Origin of the sequence: Saccharospirillum sp., from assembly GCF_040881935.1 — a bacterium.
Lineage (GTDB): Bacteria > Pseudomonadota > Gammaproteobacteria > Pseudomonadales > Natronospirillaceae > Saccharospirillum.
Genome location: NZ_JBBECH010000089.1, coordinates 37,138 through 56,443, shown reverse-complemented (window position 1 = coordinate 56,443; position 19,306 = coordinate 37,138). Strand labels below are relative to the sequence as shown.

General features: G+C 57.9%; 16 protein-coding genes. 3 read left to right on the top strand and 13 right to left on the bottom strand.

What is annotated here, in order from left to right; genetic code table 11:
* Nucleotides 1-278: 278 nt before the first annotated feature.
* From WEB54_RS16730 to WEB54_RS16720, 3 genes are all read right to left on the bottom strand, one after another.
* Nucleotides 279-1,355: a nucleotidyl transferase AbiEii/AbiGii toxin family protein gene (locus WEB54_RS16730; RefSeq protein ID WP_368055928.1), complete on the bottom strand. Its 1,077-nt coding sequence runs from the start codon at nt 1,353-1,355 to the stop codon at nt 279-281.
* Nucleotides 1,355-1,972 carry a DUF6088 family protein gene (locus tag WEB54_RS16725; protein WP_368055930.1) on the bottom strand — a complete coding sequence of 206 codons (618 nt, stop codon included), beginning with the start codon at nt 1,970-1,972 and terminating at the stop codon, nt 1,355-1,357. Before WEB54_RS16725 ends, WEB54_RS16730 begins: the two co-directional genes overlap by 1 nt.
* A gap of 582 nt (nt 1,973-2,554) precedes the next feature.
* Entirely contained in the window at nt 2,555-3,289 is a 735-nt protein-coding gene (locus tag WEB54_RS16720; RefSeq protein ID WP_368055932.1) for an NAD(P)H-binding protein, read from the bottom strand.
* Between the two features lie 340 nt (nt 3,290-3,629).
* On the opposite strand from WEB54_RS16720, the gene WEB54_RS16715 reads away from it, so the two are divergent.
* Nucleotides 3,630-3,962 carry a helix-turn-helix transcriptional regulator gene (locus WEB54_RS16715; protein WP_368055934.1) on the top strand — a complete coding sequence of 111 codons (333 nt, stop codon included), beginning with the start codon at nt 3,630-3,632 and terminating at the stop codon, nt 3,960-3,962.
* Nucleotides 3,949-5,268, top strand: coding sequence for a type II toxin-antitoxin system HipA family toxin (locus tag WEB54_RS16710; protein ID WP_368056760.1), 1,320 nt, complete (start codon nt 3,949-3,951; stop codon nt 5,266-5,268). Before WEB54_RS16715 ends, WEB54_RS16710 begins: the two co-directional genes overlap by 14 nt.
* 62 nt (nt 5,269-5,330) lie before the next feature.
* On the opposite strand, the gene guaA is transcribed toward WEB54_RS16710, so the two are convergent.
* Nucleotides 5,331-6,908: a glutamine-hydrolyzing GMP synthase gene (gene guaA / locus WEB54_RS16705; protein WP_368056759.1), complete on the bottom strand. Its 1,578-nt coding sequence runs from the start codon at nt 6,906-6,908 to the stop codon at nt 5,331-5,333.
* An 83-nt stretch (nt 6,909-6,991) separates the two neighbouring features.
* Entirely contained in the window at nt 6,992-8,461 is a 1,470-nt protein-coding gene (gene guaB, locus WEB54_RS16700; RefSeq protein ID WP_368056758.1) for an IMP dehydrogenase, read from the bottom strand.
* A 238-nt stretch (nt 8,462-8,699) separates the two neighbouring features.
* Here guaB and xseA point away from each other — a divergent pair, with 238 nt between their 5' ends.
* Nucleotides 8,700-10,025 (top strand): exodeoxyribonuclease VII large subunit, encoded by a 1,326-nt coding sequence (xseA, locus tag WEB54_RS16695; protein WP_368056761.1) that lies wholly within the window; start codon nt 8,700-8,702, stop codon nt 10,023-10,025.
* 226 nt (nt 10,026-10,251) lie between these two features.
* Here the strand turns inward: xseA and WEB54_RS16690 are convergent, their stop codons facing one another.
* The 8 genes from WEB54_RS16690 to WEB54_RS16655 all read right to left on the bottom strand — a co-directional run bounded on the left by WEB54_RS16690 (nt 10,252) and on the right by WEB54_RS16655 (nt 19,268).
* Nucleotides 10,252-11,364 carry a lipocalin-like domain-containing protein gene (locus WEB54_RS16690; RefSeq protein ID WP_368056757.1) on the bottom strand — a complete coding sequence of 371 codons (1,113 nt, stop codon included), beginning with the start codon at nt 11,362-11,364 and terminating at the stop codon, nt 10,252-10,254.
* Entirely contained in the window at nt 11,361-13,859 is a 2,499-nt protein-coding gene (locus WEB54_RS16685; RefSeq protein WP_368056756.1) for an ABC transporter permease, read from the bottom strand. The genes WEB54_RS16690 and WEB54_RS16685 overlap by 4 nt, the downstream gene beginning before the upstream one ends.
* Nucleotides 13,856-14,530, bottom strand: a complete 675-nt coding sequence (locus WEB54_RS16680) for an ABC transporter ATP-binding protein (protein WP_368056755.1) — start codon at nt 14,528-14,530, stop codon at nt 13,856-13,858. The genes WEB54_RS16685 and WEB54_RS16680 overlap by 4 nt, the downstream gene beginning before the upstream one ends.
* A gap of 23 nt (nt 14,531-14,553) precedes the next feature.
* On the bottom strand, nt 14,554-15,120 hold the full coding sequence (locus WEB54_RS16675; RefSeq protein ID WP_368056754.1) for a gamma-glutamylcyclotransferase: 567 nt from the start codon (nt 15,118-15,120) through the stop codon (nt 14,554-14,556).
* Nucleotides 15,110-15,811, bottom strand: a complete 702-nt coding sequence (locus WEB54_RS16670; RefSeq protein WP_368056753.1) for a hypothetical protein — start codon at nt 15,809-15,811, stop codon at nt 15,110-15,112. Before WEB54_RS16670 ends, WEB54_RS16675 begins: the two co-directional genes overlap by 11 nt.
* Nucleotides 15,768-17,174, bottom strand: coding sequence for a ribosome biogenesis GTPase Der (gene der, locus WEB54_RS16665; protein WP_368056752.1), 1,407 nt, complete (start codon nt 17,172-17,174; stop codon nt 15,768-15,770). The genes WEB54_RS16670 and der overlap by 44 nt, the downstream gene beginning before the upstream one ends.
* A 298-nt stretch (nt 17,175-17,472) precedes the next feature.
* A complete protein-coding gene (locus WEB54_RS16660; protein ID WP_368055442.1) occupies nt 17,473-18,627 on the bottom strand; it encodes a PQQ-binding-like beta-propeller repeat protein in 1,155 nt (384 codons plus the stop codon).
* Nucleotides 18,627-19,268: a YfgM family protein gene (locus WEB54_RS16655; RefSeq protein ID WP_368055440.1), complete on the bottom strand. Its 642-nt coding sequence runs from the start codon at nt 19,266-19,268 to the stop codon at nt 18,627-18,629. The genes WEB54_RS16660 and WEB54_RS16655 overlap by 1 nt, the downstream gene beginning before the upstream one ends.
* Nucleotides 19,269-19,306 lie beyond the last annotated feature (38 nt).

The following is a 19,306-nucleotide window of genomic DNA, read 5'->3' as shown; positions in this document are numbered from 1 at the left end:
CCGCTGTTGGAGAAAGCGGTTCAATTTCAGGTTTAGAGTTTTCCGACGGACCAAGTCTGCAGTCTGTGCCCCAGTTGACTGGCAGGAACTCCGCCAGATGCCTGGTAGATGCATTACCTTCATGAACCGGTATGTGGTGGTCAACTAATACTGGACACGGTTTAAGAACTTTTAATGCAAAGCTCTGCTTGAATGCTGTTAGCGTCAAGTATCCATTGGTACTGTGTGGCCGTTTATTGTTGTAGTAACCAATGTAACGCGGAGTATCATATGCGCTCTCAGCTGGAACTATGACTCAAACCCGCTATTGTGCCCTCATTAATAGCATCTTGTGCAAGGGATATCCGTTCAACAATCTTGTTGAAGTCGTCTGGCTGCCGACGAACAAAGAACATGCGTCCCTGGATGGCTGCTTTGTGATCCGCAGCGATACCCGCCAAACGTTCAGCATCAGGAACAAGCTTTAGCTCACCTTGCAATGCCAACTCATAGTCGACCCCTTTCTCTGCCCAACGCTGTTTTTTCATCTCAACCACGTCATTGCGCGCTTGGTTTGCATTGGCAAGATCAACTACACCTTTCCGCAGCATGCAATCAACATCGTACCAGTGCCGAGCCAGACGGTGGGTATCCGGTTCTCTCTTCATTGTTGAAAATTGGTGAAGTGCCGTCAGCTTCTCCCACATGATGTAAGACGGGTCGTAGGCCTGAACCATTGCCTTCGGAAGTGTTAGCTCCTGTAGTTCCGGAATATCCACCAGATAGCTTTCAATTGCATGAGTTTCAGTGGGCTGCCCACGGTTCCGACCGCCAAATTCCAACAATACATGGTCGAGATGGTAATTGTTGTCGCCTTTGATCACACGCGGAAAATGGACATTGATCTTCTCGCCCTGCGACTCTGCTTCCAGTTCGGCACCCAGGCCTTCAATACCATATTCAACCAAGCGCTGATTGAGCCTTTCGACGAATTGCTCAGACCACGCTATCAGCCGATCGCTTTGGCGTTTGCGAAACTTCTTGATTTGACTGCCACTGCTTATGGACTGCTCCCAGGCAGCAGCTTCGTCTTCAGCTTCGGCCAAGTCGGCCCAATGAATGGAGAGATCGATATCCTCGGAAAACCGATCAATGACTTTCCAGCACTTGCTGAGCGCGGTACCCCCTTTAAAAGCGACAGCGCAATCCCCCAGAAGCCGCTCTTCATACAGCAAGCGCAGGAGCTCCGTCACCCAGAGGTCTTTTTCCAGAAAGAAGTCAGGTAACCCATCCTCATGCTTCTGGGCACCCAGTATCAATATCTGACTTAGCTCCTCACGACGCTTGGCATCAAGGTAATAATCCAATATATGCATCAGAATGCCAGTTCCAATTGCTGAAGCTTCCCTTGCCAGGCATTCAACAAGGGAAGAGAGCGCAGTTTGTGCAGCACTGATTGAGCCTCCACTGGCGAGAGTGACAATCGCTGAATGGCCTTCTTCAATCCCGATATTTCCACAGACGCTGGTGGCGTCACTAACAGCCCCCGCAGCAGCGTTCCTTCGGGCGTTTTTCCCCAGCGCAGTTTCTGGCCACTGATATGGCGTACCTCAACAACCTGATTGCCAACTTTGAACTCTCTGGTAGGCCCGTTGCTCCAGTAGACCGTCTTCATTGGTGCCTGGGTCTGAAAGCCCAGGCGATAAGCCGCTTCCTGACCTTGGCTCACCAGTTTATAGCCATGCTCTTTCGCCCACGCCTTGGCGACTTGCTCCGCACTGGCGGTTGTCTTGATGAAGGGCATACTCGGCAAGGGCTTGGGACGAACATAAAACCCCTTGGACACTCGCTCTACCACACCCTCTTGCGCCAGACGGCTCATCGCCTTTTGCACAGATGTGCGATTCCCCAGCGAGTAGAACCCCGTAATGGAGAAAGGGACACCACGCCTCATGTGGTTAACCCGGGACGATACCTTCATAGCAACGGACATGACTACCTCTATCCTGACAACTAATATCTAATGTACTTTTATTGTAACTCACGATATATAAGCTTTTCCAGTGACATTATGTCAGGATTATAGCATCCAGATAATGAAAATCGGCAAAGTTACGGACTACCATTTGGCGGGCCTGCCTTCAGGGACGCCGGGCCGGCAAAGGCCAGTTTGACGGTTCGGTTTTGGGCAGCGGCCCCAGTTGCAGCTTGTTAGTGGTCATGGGTCATTCCCAGCTGATAGATCTGTAGTTGGTAGGGCCGCAACACCATGTCACGGTTGACGATGAGTCGTACCGGTAGGCCTGGACGGCTGGTCAGAGCGGACTTGATATTGAGGTGGCGGCAGGTGACCTCCTGCGATTAGTCTCCAAGGCTGATTAATTTCTAGCCGCAGTCTGACATTACCTGATGGCATTTTTACGAATGGTATCGAGTACCTTCCCGATCCCATCCGGGTTGATACCCAGCTCCGCAAAGCCCGGCCGTGAGGGGTCCGCTACGTTGTCCATCGACATCAGTTGAACCTGGCTGATGGTCAGTGGTGGCCGCGGCAGGACTGCCAGCAGTCCCGCGATTATCCGCCACAACGCGAACGGTACAGGCACCAACAGGCGCCTCCGCCCGCTGCCGCGTAGCACTTGGGCAAGGAGCTCCCGGTAGGCAAGCAGATCCGCCCCGCCCAGTTCGTATATCTGCCCCGCCGATTCGGGCCGTCGCAATAGTGCGCCGATCGCCGTCGCCACATCGTCAACGAACACCGGTTGCAGGCGGGTGTTGCCGCGACCAACATGGGCACCAGCGGCAACCGGCTCACAGTCTGCAGACTGTCCAAAATGCCGCCCCCGGGGCCAAACAATACCGATGGCCGAACGATCGTGGCCTGCTCAAAAACTTCCTGTACGCTGACTTCACCCTGCCCTCTGGCCCGCACATAAGCCGAGGAGGATTGCGAGCTCGCGCCAATGCCGGATACATGCACCAACCGGTCCACCCCGGCCTCGCGGGCACAGCGAGCCACCCGGGCTGCACCATCGACATGGATATCCCGAAACCGCAGGCCGGGTTGCTGCTTATACAGGGAGACCGCGTTGACCGCCGCCGAGGCACCTTCAAGCGCAGCGGCCACCGAGCGTTCGTCCCGGATGTCGGTCGGAAGCCGGACGCTCCGGTCCATGGCGAGACCCGGTATCAGTACGTCCGGATTGCGCGCGGCGATACGTACCTTCCAGCCGTCGTCAGCCAGCTCGCGCGCAACCACCCGCCCCAGAAACCCGGTGGCGCCAAACACGGTAACGACAGGACTGTTCATGCAGTGTCTCCCTGACAATTTTCAGCGAATGTCAGGGAGAAGGTAGTTGTTAAGTGCCAACCTGTGAAAGCCTTCTTCTCTCAAGAGGAGGAGTGCGGTGAACACACCTTGCCCGGTGAAATGCCAGCAAGCCATGGCAAACGCATCAGGCAAAAATGCCTGTACGATACTCCCTCCTAGCTCAACTTAAACCATGAGCATTTTAAGTGCCATATGATGACCTTATGGATCATAAGATAGCCATTTGTTTGGCATCTTGCCCAAGTAGGCGCATAATGGGCATTTAAAAACCCACAGACCTTTTTGTGGGTCTTAAACTACTCAAATAAACGGGATGGCGATGAAACGGGCACGCAGCTACTCTCGCGTCACAAAGCAGGCGCTCTCGATCCTCGGCAAGCTGATCAAGGCTGGTCGTTTGGAGCGGAAACTTACGGCTACTGAACTGTCTGAACGCGCAGGCATCACCCGTAAGACCCTGCGCAATATCGAAAACGGTGAAGCCGGTTCTGAGATCGGTATCGTTTTCGAGGTTGCCGCACTCGTCGGCGTACGTCTGTTTGATGTCGACGACAGTACACTTGCGATGCACAACGCCCACCTCGAAGAAAAACTGAGGCTGCTACCCAAGAGCGTTCGCCATAGTAAGCAGGAGGTCGATGATGACTTCTAGGCTTAGGCAACACAAAGAGGCTTATGTCTGGATTTGGCTGCCGGGAGAAACGCAACCCGTCGTTGCAGGGCGCATCACACAGAACGGAGATACCTACGGCTTCAACTATGGCGCCAGCTATCTGCGCCGCAATGGCGCGATCCCGATCTACAACCCCGAACTTCCGCTCCGCCGCGGCCTGATCGAACCGGTCGCCGGCCTGTCAATGGCAAGTTGCATTCGTGATGGCTCGCCCGACGCCTGGGGCCGAAGGGTAATCATCAACCGTCTGGTGGGTGCCAGGGCCGCCGGGACCGAAGCCAGCGACATCACCGAACTCACCTACTTGCTCGAGTCGGGATCGGACCGGATCGGTGCACTCGATTTTCAGCAGTCCGCCACGGAATACGTTCCCCGCATCAAGGCAGAAGCATCCTATGAGCAATTGCTGGAAGCGGCCGAACGGATCGAGCAAGGCGTCCCGCTGACGCCAGCGCTCGACAAGGCTTTGAACCACGGCACGTCGATCGGCGGCGCCCGTCCGAAAGCCCTGATCGACAGCGGCGATCATAAAATGATCGCCAAGTTCTCGTCGAGCACGGACATTTACAGCGTCGTAAAGGCCGAATTCATCGCCATGAAGCTCGCGGCGGCGTGCAACCTCAATGTTGCTCCTGTCTCGATGATCGCAGCGGCCGGCAAGGACGTGCTGCTCATCGAACGCTTTGATCGCATCAATTCAAAGGCTGGCTGGCAGCGCAGAGCCATGGTTTCGGCTCTGACAATGCTTGGCCTTGACGAAATGATGGCGCGCTATGCGTCTTATCAAGACTTAGCCGAGATCATCCGCCACCGCTTCACCGAGCCAAAGGATACGCTGCGGGAGCTCTACGGACGGATCGTTTTCAATATCCTGTGCGGCAACACGGACGACCACGCCCGCAACCATGCCGCGTTCTGGGACGGCGAGATGTTCACCCTGACTCCTGCCTATGACATCTGCCCGCAGGGAAGAACCGGTAACGAGACAACACAGGCCATGCTGATCAAGGGTGAAAACCGTATGAGCACGCTGCATAACTGCCTCGCGGCCGCTCCTGATTTCTTGCTCAATGACAAGGAAGCCAAGGCCATCATTGAGGACCAATTCGCAACGATTGCCAGTGAATGGAACCGGCTCTGCGAGAAAGCCAAGCTGACCGAGACCGACCGGAAGCTCTTTGCCGGCCGGCAGTTCTTGAACAGCTATTGCGTCGAAGGCCTTGGGGCCGACCATAGCGCGCTACGTGAAGGCTTTGAGACCGCGCGTGCGCAGTTGCTCGGCTAAACAGGCAACACAGCTAATTGTGGAGAAACTTTTTATGACAATGATGCCAGCCTAACGCGTGCTCACTCCCACTCAATCGTCGCCGGCGGCTTGCCGGAAATGTCATACACCACCCGGGAAACACCGGATATCTCATTGATAATCCGGTTACTCACCCGCTCCATCATTTCATACGGCAAGTGCGCCCAGCGGGCCGTCATGAAGTCGATGGTTTCTACCGCACGTACAGCGATGACCCATTCGTAACGGCGGCCGTCACCAACTACGCCGACGGATTTAACCGGCAGGAAGACGGCAAAGGCCTGGGAAGTTTTGTGGTACCAGTCGGCGCGGTGCAATTCTTCGATGAAGATGGCGTCGGCTTCGCGCAGCAGGTCGGCGTATTCTTTTTTTACTTCGCCGAGTATGCGCACGCCCAGGCCCGGGCCCGGGAAGGGGTGGCGGTAGACCATGTCGTAATGCAGGCCGAGTTCCAGGCCGATCTTGCGCACTTCGTCTTTAAACAGTTCGCGCAGCGGTTCAACCAGTTTCAGCGCCATGTCGTCTGGCAAGCCACCCACGTTGTGGTGTGATTTGATGACGTGCGCCTTGCCGGTTTTGGAAGCGGCCGATTCGATCACATCCGGGTAAATAGTGCCCTGGGCCAGGAAGGCGACGTCGTGAATTTTCGAGGCTTCTTCGTCGAACACTTCAATGAACTGGTGGCCGATGATCTTGCGTTTCTTTTCCGGGTCGGCTTCGCCGGCCAGGGCATTCAGAAACCGCTCTTCGGCGTTGACGCGAATGACTTTTACGCCCATTTCGCGAGCGAAGGTGGCCATTACCTGGTCACCTTCGTTCTTGCGCAACAGGCCGTTGTCGACAAAAACACAGGTCAGTTGATCGCCAATGGCTTTGTGCAACAACGCGGCCACTACTGAAGAATCCACACCGCCGGATAAGCCGAGCAATACGTGTTGGCTGCCAACCTGATCCCTCACTTTATCGACCAGGTCGTCGATGATGTTGGCCGGTGTCCAGAGCGCATCGAGGCCGCAGAGAGTGCGTACAAAACGTTCCAGAACTTCCAGGCCTTTCAGGGTATGGGTCACTTCCGGGTGGAACTGTACGCCGTAGAAACGACGCTCATCATCGGCCATGCCGGCAATGGAGCAGCTTGGGGTCGAGGCCATCAGTGAGAAGCCTTTGGGCATGGCGCTGACTTTGTCGCCATGGCTCATCCACACATCCAGAAAGTTCAGGCCGTTTGAGTCGCGGTCGCTCAGGCCATCGAGCAGGCGTGAGGCGGTATCGATCTGCACTTCGGCATAGCCGAATTCCTGCTCTTTGGAACCGATCACCGAGCCGCCCAGCTGTTCAGCCATGGTCTGCATGCCATAGCAAATGCCCAGCACGGGTACACCCAGCTCAAACACGGCCTGGGGTGCTCGTGGCGAATCCTCGGCGTGAACCGATTCGGGGCCGCCGGACAGGATGATGCCGTTCGGGTTGAACGCACGGATTTCATCATCGGTCATGTCGTAGGGGCGGATTTCGCAGTAAACGCCAATCTCGCGCACGCGGCGGCCGATCAACTGGGTGTACTGAGATCCGAAATCGAGGATGAGGATGTTCTGGGCATGAATGTTGAGGTGGCTCATGGCGGGTTCCGGCTGGTTGTTCTGAATGGGGTCTGGTCTGTTATAAACAGTAGAGCGGCCCGCGGGCCGCTCCTGGATCTGATTTAGCTAACCCGGTAGTTCGGCGCTTCTTTGGTGATCTGCACGTCGTGAACGTGAGATTCCTTGATGCCCGCCCCGGTAATCTGCACGAACTCCGGCTGGGTGCGCATTTCTTCCATGGTGCGGCAGCCGGTGTACCCCATGGCTGCCCGCAGGCCACCCATCAACTGGTGTACCACGGCGTGCAGCGGGCCTTTTACAGCGATGCGCCCTTCGATGCCTTCCGGTACCAGTTTTTCCACGCCGCTTTCTACGGTTTGGAAATAACGGTCGCTGGAGCCCTGGTTCTGGCCCATGGCACCAATGGAGCCCATGCCACGGTAGCTCTTGTAGGCACGGCCCTGGAACAGTTCAACTTCGCCCGGGGATTCATCGGTACCGGCGAACATGCTGCCGGCCATAATCACCGAAGCACCGGCGACAATGGCCTTGGCCAGGTCGCCAGAGAAGCGAATGCCACCGTCGGCAATCACCGGAATACCTTTGTCACGTAATACAGTAGCAACATTGGCGACTGCCGAAATTTGCGGCACACCAACACCGGCAACAATGCGGGTGGTGCAAATCGAGCCCGGGCCAATACCCACTTTTACGCCGTCAGCGCCGGCTTCAGCCAGTGCCAGTGCGGCTTCAGAGGTGGCAATGTTGCCGCCAATGACGTCGACCTGAGGGTAGTTTTCCTTGACCCAGCGCACCCGATCAATCACCCCTTTGGAATGACCGTGGGCGGTATCGACCACTATGACGTCTACACCAGCGCGCACCAGCGCATCGACCCGGTCGGGTGTTTCCGGCCCGGTGCCGACGGCGGCGCCCACGCGCAAGCGGCCATCGGTGTCTTTGCAGGCGTTCGGGTAGGCTTCGGCTTTGTTGATGTCTTTTACCGTCATCAGACCGCGCAGTCGGAAGTTGTCGTCAACGACCAGCACTTTCTCGATGCGGTATTCGTGCAACAGGTCGCGCACTTCCTGGGGGCTGACGCCTTCTTTGACCGTGACCAGCTGCTCGCGGCCAGTCATTACGGTTTCTATGCGGGCATCGAGGTTCTTTTCGAAACGGACATCCCGGCTGGTTACAATACCTACCAGGTCCACCCCTTCCATCACTGGTACGCCGGAGATGTTGTTCTCCCGCGTCAGCGCCAGCAATTCGCGCACGCTGGCAGACTTCTCGATGGTGATGGGATCGCGTACCACGCCAGCTTCGAATTTTTTGGTCAGGCGAACTTGCTGGGCCTGCTTCTCGATCGACATATTCTTATGGATAATACCGATGCCACCTTCCTGAGCCATGGCAATGGCCAGACGGGCCTCGGTCACGGTATCCATGGCGCTCGACACCAGGGGAATATTCAGGCTGATGTTGCGGGTTAACTGGGTTTTGAGCGTCACATCTTTGGGCAAGACCTCGGAATAACCGGGTACAAGCAAAACGTCGTCAAAGGTTAGGGCGGTTTCGGCAATACGCAACATGGTGGACTTCCCTCCGGGGTGTGTGGGAAACGACTCGCTAGAGCGAGTCCGAGTTGCGGCGGCATTATAACCAGTTTTGCCTGCAAACAAAGTTTTGTGGTTAAATACGCGGCTTATATACCGTACCTTAATGCGGTCGCGGTAAATGCATCGGGTTCTTTCCGGCCTGCCCTGTCTGTTTATGCCCGGCCATCGGGTGTTTACCCCCGGTCAGACCCGCTTTCGGATTCGACTGTTCATGAGCCTCGCCGATCCAAACGCCCCACTCTCTGTCAGCCAGCTTAACCGCCAGGTTAAATTCCTGTTGGAAACCCAATATCCGGCGGTGCCGGTGACCGGTGAGCTATCTAACGTATCACGCCCGGCCTCCGGCCATATGTATTTCACGCTGAAAGACCAGAACGCCCAAATTCGCTGCGCCCTGTTCAAGTCGGTACTGGCGCGTTCGGCCTACAAGCCCAAAGAAGGTGATCAGGTACTGCTACGTGGCAAGCTGAGCCTCTATGAGGGCCGGGGCGACTACCAGATTATTGTGTCCAGCATTCAACCGGAGGGTGAAGGCGCCCTGCAGGCGGCCTTTTTCAAGCTGAAAGAGAAGCTGGAACGTGAGGGCCTGTTTGCGCCCGAGCACAAACAACCGCTGCCAGCCGCCATTCGCCGTGTCGGCATTGTCACCTCCCGCACCGGGGCTGCCTTGCACGATATTCTAACCGTGCTGAAACGCCGCTTTCCGGCCATCGGCGTGATTCTGTATCCGGTACAGGTGCAGGGTGCCGACGCACCCGGACAAATCATCACCGCGATCGAGACTGCCAACCGTCTGAATCAGGTCGATGTATTGATCGTCGGGCGTGGTGGTGGCTCGCTGGAAGACCTGTGGAGCTTTAACGATGAAAGGGTCGCGCGGGCCGTGTTTGCGTCCCAACTGCCCATTGTCTCCGCCGTTGGCCATGAAGTGGATGTATCGATCAGTGATTTTGTGGCCGATGTGCGGGCGGCTACGCCCTCGCAAGCGGCCGAGCTGGTCAGCCCGGACCAGGCGGACCTCTATTCGCTGATTAATCACCGTCGCGATCAATTAACCCGGCGCTGGCTATCCATCAGCCAGACTGCACAACAACGGTTATCGCACCTGCGTCAGCGCCTGCGCGACCCGGGCACGCTGCTGCGCGAATGGCAGCAACGGCTAGACGACCGCGAACGACGCCTGGTACATGCTCTGAAAAATCAACAACGCCTGCGTCTGCAACGTTTCGAGTCGCTGGAAAAACGCCTGCATCGGGCCAGCCCGCTGGCTCGACTGAAAACCGATCAGCAGCGACTGGGCCAGTGGCGACAGCGGCTTCAGCGCCTTGGGCTGGAACAGCTAAAACCACGTCGCCAACAGCTGGCGTCACTGGCTGGCCAGTTGAACACCCTGTCACCGCTGAATACGCTGGAGCGGGGTTACAGCATCACCCGGGCGGAGAATGGCCAGGTTATTCAGCAGGCCAGTCAAACCAAGGCTGGGGATCAGATCACGACCTTGTTGCGTGATGGAACTTTAACTAGCAGGGTGGAATAGGCGCACCCGGGTCATGAGTCAAAAATTCGCAGAAAAATAAAACTGGGCGGCTATTGCCTCTACGATGCCAAGCGGACTGTCGGGCACGTCTACTGGAGGCACGCTGTAAATACATCCCTGTAAGCTCGGAGACAACATCCCTGTTGTCTAACGGCCACCAGTAGACGCACCCAACAGTCCTTAGATAGCTAGAGGTAAAATTATCACGAATTTTTGACTCACGACCCTAATACCCAGTCATCTCCAAATACCCAACACCGCCTGAGCTGCCTTCAGCCGTAACCGGACCCTCCCAATAAGGCACCAGCGTCGCCAGCCAACTGTTGGCTTCGCGCGCCCAGACTGTCCAGCGGGCATTCTGGCCAGGCAGTTCAATTCGCCAGACCAGTGGCAAGGATTTACGGGCATCTTTGCCGGAATCCACATCCACCTCGCCCCACTCAAGAGGCTCAATCAGCAAATCACCTTCACCCAGTGACCGCGACTGTCCGTCCGCATCAATCCAGGTGCCACGCACATAGGGCTCGGCATTTTCCTGGCGCAGATGAAACGCCATCAGCGAAGCACCATCGTCAAACTGAAGCGAAAACCAGTCCCAGCCTTGCTGATCCTGGGCCAGCGGCTGAGAACTCCACTCGCGATCGAGCCAGCCTTCGCCGGACACCGGGATTGAGGTGCCGTCAACAATGACCTGGCCGGTGATCTGCAATCGCGGCTGACTGTAGTAGTAACTGCCCTGCCCCTGGCCCGATTTCTGGCTGAAGCCATGATCGCCATGCAGCACCCAGGGGGTGTCTGCCTGCCAGTCCAATTGGAGAGTGATGTCGTTAACCGTGGTGGTCAGACTGCCCGGTACCGGTGACTCCGCTGTGCCGAGCAGTCGCCAGTCATCCAGCCAGGCATCGAACTGGCCGGTATCAGTCAATTCAACGCCTGCCTGCCCAATCCCGCCCCGGGCGAACCGCTCTTCGTATTGGTGACCCTGAGGCGTGTGGATGGCTGAATGGGCCATCCACATCTGATGGCTGGTCCAGCCTTCGGCATCGCTGCCTGGCCGCAGCGCGGTGCGAAACAAAGTCCAGTGCACGCCGAAGGCCTGGCCCTTGGCATCGGTCAGGTTGGCGGTCAGGTACCACCATTCGATGCGGTAATCCGGGTGGGCCAGATGGTCTTCAGGAAAGTGAATCGGCTGACCGGGTTTCGTAATTGGGTAGCCTTCACCACTGGCCCGCATGATATCGAGTGCGGCACCGGGGTCTGGTTCCCGGATTTCGGCCTGGGCCAGGCTCGTCGAAATCACCAGAATCACCAAAGCAGCAATCCGTGCATACACCCTCATGCAGCATCCTCCCCCAGGTGTTTCAGCGCCTGTGGCAACCGCAGGCGAACCTGCAATGCGCTGATGGCAAAGGTAACGCCTGCCACCACCAGCGTTAACCAGAACAAGGTAATTGCCGGTTCAAAGCGCCAGATCAGCGGCATGGTCCAGCCGAAACTCAACACATTCAGATCATAGATCAGCAAGCCAGCCAGCAAGGTGCCCAGTGGAATCGACAGCAACCAGGTCAGCAGTAACCCGATGCCAAGTGGCAGGCCCGCAATCAGCAGCCACTCTGGGTTGCTAACGCCCATGCTGCGCCAATGGGCATAGCTCGGCAGGCGTTGCTGGTGAATCGCCAGCAGCGAGGCCAGCAAGGCGATCCCCGCGACGGTAAAGGTGAGCGCATTGATCGCGGCCGTCATCGCAAAGGTGCGGTCAAACACGCGCAACGATATCGCCAGAATGTCGTCGCGCCGGGTCCAGTCGCCCGGGCGGGCGCCGGCTTCCAGCAGTGCGGCTTCGGCCTGTGCCAAGGCATCGTTTCCACCACTGAGCCAGAGCCCGAGGCCTTGCTCGCCTGCGGTTGGCCAGAGCCCGGCCACGCGTTCGTGAGGCAGGTAGAACTGGTAGGTCGGGTTGCCATAATCGTGGTAGAACCCGACCACTTCGAACGCAACCGTCTGCGCCTGAACCGGCAAATGAACCGTATCACCCAGGTTGATGCCGGCCAGGTAGCGCACCTGCTCGTTGGCAAAAATAACGCCGGGGTCACCTTCAAACCAGGCGCTGGCACGGTCGGTCTCAGCCGCCAGTGGCAACGCCCGGGTATCAGACGTTTGTGTATTCAGCCCCCGAATCTGCGTGGGACGATTTTGCCAGCGAACCGTTAACCCATTACGCCGGTGCGATTCAATTAACCAGTCGCCCGGGTTGGCCAGCAGGTCGTCGATATCGAGTGTATCGCTTTGCACAAACAGATCGGCGGCCAGGCGCTGCTCCAACCAGTCGCTGAGCGAGGTGCGGAAGGAGTCGACCAGTGAATCGACACCAAAATTGGCGGTCAGCGCCAGCAGCAACGCCATCAGCGCGGTACGCAAGGTCCCCAGTTGCGCCAGCCCTTCGCCGCAGGCCCAGTTAAGACGCCAGGCAGACTCGGGCAATGCCCTCTGCAGCCCTCGTAATACCAGCGCAACAACCCAGGGCAAAACCCCGGCACCGGCAAATAAAATAAGCGCCAGCACCGTGAAACCCATGGCAATCGAGGTCAGTTGGAAATACAGCACCGCTGCCAGCAATGCCAGAACCAGACTGCCCAATAACAGGCGGTTACGGGCGTGCGCATCCTGCTGCCACTGGGCCGGCTCAAAGCGCTGGTCCTGAATGGAGCGCTGCGCCTGCCGCCACAACGGCCAGGCCAGAGCGAGCACCAGCCCAGCGGAGGTTAATAGCCAGGCTTGCACCACCGTTGTCGGTTGCACCAGCAGCCGATAGTCGAGCACCGCGCCGTAGAGGTTTTGCAGCGTCGCGGCGACAGACGGCAACAACAGTTGGCTGAGCCCATACCCCAACCCCAGCCCCCCGACCGTGCCGATCAGGCTCATCACCAGCGTTTCGAGCGTTATGGCGGCCAACAGCAGGCGCTGGCTGACGCCCAGTTCGCGCAAGGTGGTCAGCGTATGGCGGCGGGCACCGAGTGAAAAACGTACGGCATTGAAGACGATGAACAACCCCACCGCAAACGAGAGCAAACTCATAGCCGCCAATTGGGTATGCAGGCTTTGGGTCAGTTCGGTCAGGTCCAGACGTTGCTGGTTGGCGACCAGCCTCAGTTGCGGATTTAAAGACGCCAGGTCAGCACTCAACCGGTCTTCGGCATCACCGGAAAGCTCAGATACGACCAGATAACTAAGCCGGGACCTGTCGAGCAACGTCAGCGCCGCACCAATATCCATAAAAGCACGCAGGCCCTGCTGTTCGCGGCTAAAGAGTCGGGCAGGCGGTAGTTCTGTGCCAGAGTTCAACCTCAGGCGGTCGCCGTTCTGCAGGTTCAGCTGTTGTGCCAGCGTTTCCGGAAACCAGGCCTCGTAGGGAGGCGTCACCAGCCGCATCCAGCCACCTTCGGGTAGCCCAGACGATGCCGCTGTGTCATCACCGGGCAGCACCAGCAAGTCAGTGGCGATGAGGTTAACCACACCCCGATCGGCCGTGGTTAAGCGTTGTTCCAGTATCGGATAGATCGAACGCCAACCCAGGCGGCGTAATTGCACATAGTCTTCGACCGACACGCCCTGCCCGCTGGCGGACCGCACCCAATGGCTGGCCTGAGCACCCAGCACCTGGTCTGCCTCGGCATAACTGGTGCGGGCGTGTGCGTTGATGACCTGAACCGCAGACCAGAGCGCGACACCGGTGACCAGACCGGTCAGCAAAAAGGCGGTCTGTAGCGGATGCCGGCGGTGATGACTCAACAGCGTCATCAGAACGCGCAGCAGCCGGACCAGAGTTCCGGTCACAGGGCGGGCACCTCGAGCTGGTTTAACCGGCCATGTTGCAGGCGCCATTGCTCATCCAGAAACCCCGCCATATGGGCGCTGTGGGTCACCATCAGCAAGCTGCTGCCGGTTTCACGCACCAGATCGACCAGTACGTTCATGACCCGTTCGCTGGTGTCTTCATCCAGGTTGCCGGTGGGCTCGTCGGCCAGCACCAGCGCTGGGCGGTGCAATAAGGCGCGGGCAATGGCCACCCGTTGCTGCTGGCCTCCGGAGAGTTGATGCGGCAGTCTTTTGGTCAGTCCGCCGAGCCCCAACCGATCAACCAGATGATCCCGAAAAGCGGCGTCCAAGCGCTGGCTCAGCCGCGCCTGCAATTGCAGGTTATCGAGTACTGTCAGCGTTGGGACCAGGTGGTATTGCTGAAAAATCAGGCTCAGGCGGTCACGCCGCAGCCGGTTCCAGTCGTTATTGGTCATGGTCAGGCTGCTGCGCCCGTCAATAGTCAGCTCACCGGCATCAGGGCTGTCGAGGCCAGCTACCAGGTGCAACAGGGTGCTCTTGCCACTGCCGCTTTCCCCCAGCAACGCTGCTGAACGGCCTGCGGGCAAATGAAAGGTGGCACCGTTGAGTACCGTGACATCACCGTCCGGCTGGGCGAATTGCTTGACGACCTGGTTGAGTCTGAGCATGGCGTCTCACTGGGTAAAGAAGGTTATTCAAGCAGTTGCCGTACCTGGATGGCCAGTTCGGCCACATGCGCATCGGGCGCGCCCAATTCAGCAAGGGCGTCATCGAGCTGCAGCAAATAATCGGCATTGGCACCGGACGGTCCGTGGCTGAACGCAATGTGTCGCGCCATCTCGGTCAGTGAGGCCGGGCCGAGAAAGGCGGCGTTGGCCTCACTGGCCACATAGACCAGCCCCTCGACCTGCTGGCCATCGTTAAACGTCATCGGCGTGAAGAAGCGCAGGTAACCGTTTTTCTCGCGCACATCCAAGTGGGCAAAGGTATCCGGAGTCACCCGATAGGCGAGCCCATGGCAGACCGCATTGGGTTCCTCGATCAGCGTCACCACCCGGCCCGGTGCTTCCGGCGTGCCGCGATGATCGTGCGAGCCCTGCCAGAACCGCCGTGCCCAGCCGCGAATACTCGCTGGTTGGCATTCAAGATAGGGAAAGTCGACTTTGTAGAGCAGTGAGCCATAGCCAAACAGCCAGACATCATCGAGGTGATCGAGCGGGGTGTTTTGCTGATTCAGGGCAACGGTGTCATTCGGCATGGGTAGCCGCCAATTGGTCGGTAAGCAAGCGCTCACACTGGTCGAGCTGATGCTCCCGTTCGGCGAGCGCGGTGGCCACCTCATCCGGCAGTTCAGTCAGGTTAGCTCGCCACTGGGAGGTGAACACCCTGCGCGACAGGCTGATCAGCCGCTGGGTGGTCTGTGCCAGCATTTCCCGCAACCGTCCGCCCCGCGCCAGGGCTTCCAGTGCGCGGGTGCATTCATACTCAAGGCTGTTGATGCGCGCCAGTTGCGGTTGCAGTTGTTGCCACTGGGCGGGCATCAGGGCATCGAACCACTGGCTTTCACACTGCAGTGACGGAATGCCCATCATATAGGTTTGCAGGCTGGCGTAGTCACGCGGGACGCGTTCTGAACGGCTGCATAACTGATTCAGCAAGCCCGGGTTGAGCTGCCGGTTTTCCACAACCAGGATTGAAAGCTGGGTTTCACAGCGAGATAGCTTTTCAGCAATGTCAGAGCCGACCTGAGCCTGGTGTCGCTGCAGCAAATACCTGGGATACCGGTCCAACGTTCGCAACGGTTCCTTGCTGAGCACGGTGAGTTCCTCATAGCAACGCTCAAGCTGAGTGGATCCTGCCGCCAGTATCGCTGATGACAGGCTCCACACCACCAGAAGCAGGGCGCTAGCGACGAGCGCGTTGTGTTTTCTTGGTCGTTTGCTTGCCACCGCGTCCACCCTTGGGACCAAAGCCCGACGGCTTGTTGGCGTAGGGGTTCTCGCCCACTTTGAATTCAAACCGGATCGGCGTACCGCGCACCTTCAAGGCCTTGCGAAACGCGTTTTCCAGATACCGTTTGTAGCTGCCCGGTAAGTCGCCCAGCTGGTTGCCGTGAATCACAATGATCGGCGGGTTCGAGCCACCCTGGTGTGCATAACGGGGTTTGATGCGTCGGCCACGCACCATCGGCGGCTGATGCAGCTCAATCACGCCCTGCATAATGGTGGTCAGCTGGTTAGTGCTCCACTTGCGCCGTGCCGAGTGGTAGGCCAGGTCGACCGACTTATACAGGTGGCCGACATTGGTGCCGTGCAGTGCCGAAATAAAATGCATGTCGGCCCAGTCGAGGAACGGCATGCGACGGTCGATGCTTTCCTTGATCTTCTTTTTTTCGTCTTCGCTCAGGCCGTCCCATTTGTTGATGGCAACGACCAGACCCCGGCCCGATTCCAGCACAAAGCCGAGCATGTGCATGTCTTGCTCGACCAGGCCATCACGTGCATCAAGCACTAGCACAACGACGTTGGCGTCCTGAATGGCCTGCAGGGTTTTGACGATGGAGAATTTCTCAACGGCTTCAGAGACGCTGCGCCGACGGCGAATACCGGCGGTGTCGATCAGGGTATAGGCCTGGCCGTCGCGCTCGTAGGGAATGTAGATGCTGTCCATCGTGGTGCCAGCCTGGTCGTAAACCACCACCCGGTCTTCACCCATAATGCGGTTGATCAGTGTCGACTTACCCACGTTCGGGCGACCAACGATGGCCAGGCGAATGTTGTCGGGCTCGTCGTCCCCAGCGCCTTCTATGGGCTCCGGCTCGGGAAAGTCTTCGAGAGCCAGTTCCAGCAAGGAGCGAACACCCCGGTTATGGGCCGCGGCAATAGGTAGGGGATCGGTCGACAGCCCGAGTTCGTGAAAATCGCCCAGCACGACATCGGTATCCAGACCATCGGTCTTATTCACCACCAGCACGGTTTTCTTGCCGGTTTTGCGCAAATGCTGGGCGATGTGATTGTCGGCAGCGGTCACACCCGCCTGGGCATCGGTAATGAACAGAACGACATCAGCCTCTTCGATCGCAGCAAGGCTCTGCTCAGCCATCTTGGCGTCCAGTCCCTGCTCAAACCCACTGATACCGCCGGTATCGATGACGATAAAGGGGCGCTCGCCCAACTTGCCGTCACCGTATTTACGGTCGCGGGTCAGACCCGCCCAGTCGGCCACGAGGGCATCCCGGGTGCGGGTAAAGCGGTTAAACAGGGTCGATTTACCCACATTGGGTCGCCCGACCAGGGCAATTACAGGGATCATGTCGTCTTCCAGTGCCTCTACAGGCTTTAAAATGCAAGAAACCGCGAGACCGATACTGGGCTCGCGGTTTGTATTTTAGTCACGTTTCGGAGTTCGGGTTGCTCAGGTGGCCATCGTCCGCGTCGGATACCGGTGATGCCTCTGCGGGGTCGGCGTGAACCCATCCATGGGGCCTAGACCGCAGCATCCTTGCTGCGGACTCCCCCGCAGAGGCATCACCGGCACCCGTCGCTCGTATTGCGCGACCACCGAAACGTGAAATATTAAAATTTGGCTTTCCAGCCTCAGCCAAAAGCAGTTACTGATCGCGCCGACGCAAACTGAGCATCTTGATGCGCGAGCTATTGCCCTGTTGCAACAGGCGGTCGCCATAGGGAACCGGTGCGTTGTAAATGCCAGTCCAATCAATCTGATGCGACACCAGCCATTCACCGGAGTCGACATCCAGTACGTGCACGAAGCCTGCATGATCGGCCACCGCCAGTGCATTCTGACCGGGCCATTCGACGACGTTGGTCAGACGACGATAAGTAAACTGGTCCTGCGTCCAGACTGGTTCGAGCGTTTCCGGTTCGAGCGCGATTACGTGGCTCTGATCGTTTACGCCAAACCAGTAATCATCACCGGCGACAATGGAACGATAGGTCGAGAACGGCTTGGAAGCCACTACCCGGCCTGAATTCGCGTCAATCACCAGCATATCACCCTGATAACCCGCCGCCAGAATATAGCCATCGACCACGGTTATTGAGCCATCGACATCAACCAGTCGGCTGACATCGGTTTTGCCGGAGGCCCGGGCCAGGCGATATTCCCACTCGGGGGAACCATCGCTCAGGTTCAGCGCAACCAGCTTGCCGTTGGCCAGCCCGGTTACGACCCAGTCGTTCACCACGACCGGAGCCGCCGTGCCGGTAACCGTCAGGCTCGGTTCGACGTCCTGATACGACCAGAGGGCTCTACCCGTGGTGCGCTCCAGTGCGGTAACGCGTCCATCGGTGGTCTGCACAATAATGCGATCTACCAGCAATACAGGGGCTTCGGTTGCCAGTGCGCTGAGCGCGTTCCGCCATACCGGCTCACCTTCCCAGTCAAGCATCAGCAAATCGCCGTTACCGGTGACGACTACCATATTGCGCTCATCGGCCGCGACCGGTGCCACAATCTGGTCAGCGACCTGGCGGCGCCAGATAAAACGGCCCTGCTCGTTCAGCAACACTATTTCACCCAGCGGTGATGCCGTCAGAATGCCCTGTTCCGTGATTGTCGGTGTAATCCGGTTCAGCGGCACTTCGGTGTGGAAATCGACCAATATGTGCCACCAGTCGATCGTCAGCCGGGCCTTTTCAGGCCGTTCTTCGGGCAGAGGCGTCGGGGCCTCTCGCAAAGGGCCTGACGCGCAGGCGGCCAGCATCAGGCTGGCGACCAGTGTTAGTAACGCAGTCAGGCGCATTAAGCGTCGTCCGTCGTTGCAGCCAGATCATCCAGCTTCATTTTAAGGTAAGGGCTTTCCACGCCTTGTTGCTGAGCCTGCTCGTAAGCCAGACGGTAGGCTTCACGTGCGGCGTCGGCATTGCCTTCGGCGCTGTGGATGTCACCGCGCAGTTCGTTGATCACCAGGTCGTAGCCTTCGGCTTCGATGCTGTCGAGCGTCGCCAGCGCGGCGGTGCCGTTGTCGCGGGCGAACTGAACCCGGGCCAAACGAACTTGCACCACAGGTTGCAATAGCTCATCGCTGTTGCTTGCAGCCCAGTTTAATTGATCTTCAGCGGCGGCCAGATCATTCTGCTCTACGTAGTCTTTGGCAGCCTGAAGCGCGGCGTAAACCGCATAGGTGGTATCTGCGTAATCGGATTTCAGGGTGTCTACAATCGCCAGACGCTCCCCGGCATCGCTGTCAGCATCAGCCACCAAGTCCATAAGGGTAATATACATGCCCGAGGCGGCTTCCTGTTTGGCGTCAACTGAGTTGTTGTAGTACAACCAGCCAAAATAGGCGATCAGCGCCACCAAAATACCACCAATAACGCCATTGCCGTAGGTTGCCCACCAGCGTTTAATCGCTTCAATCTGTTCCTGTTCGGTATCGTACACCCTGTCTTTCTCCTCTGGCGGATGCCGGGCATCCGGTT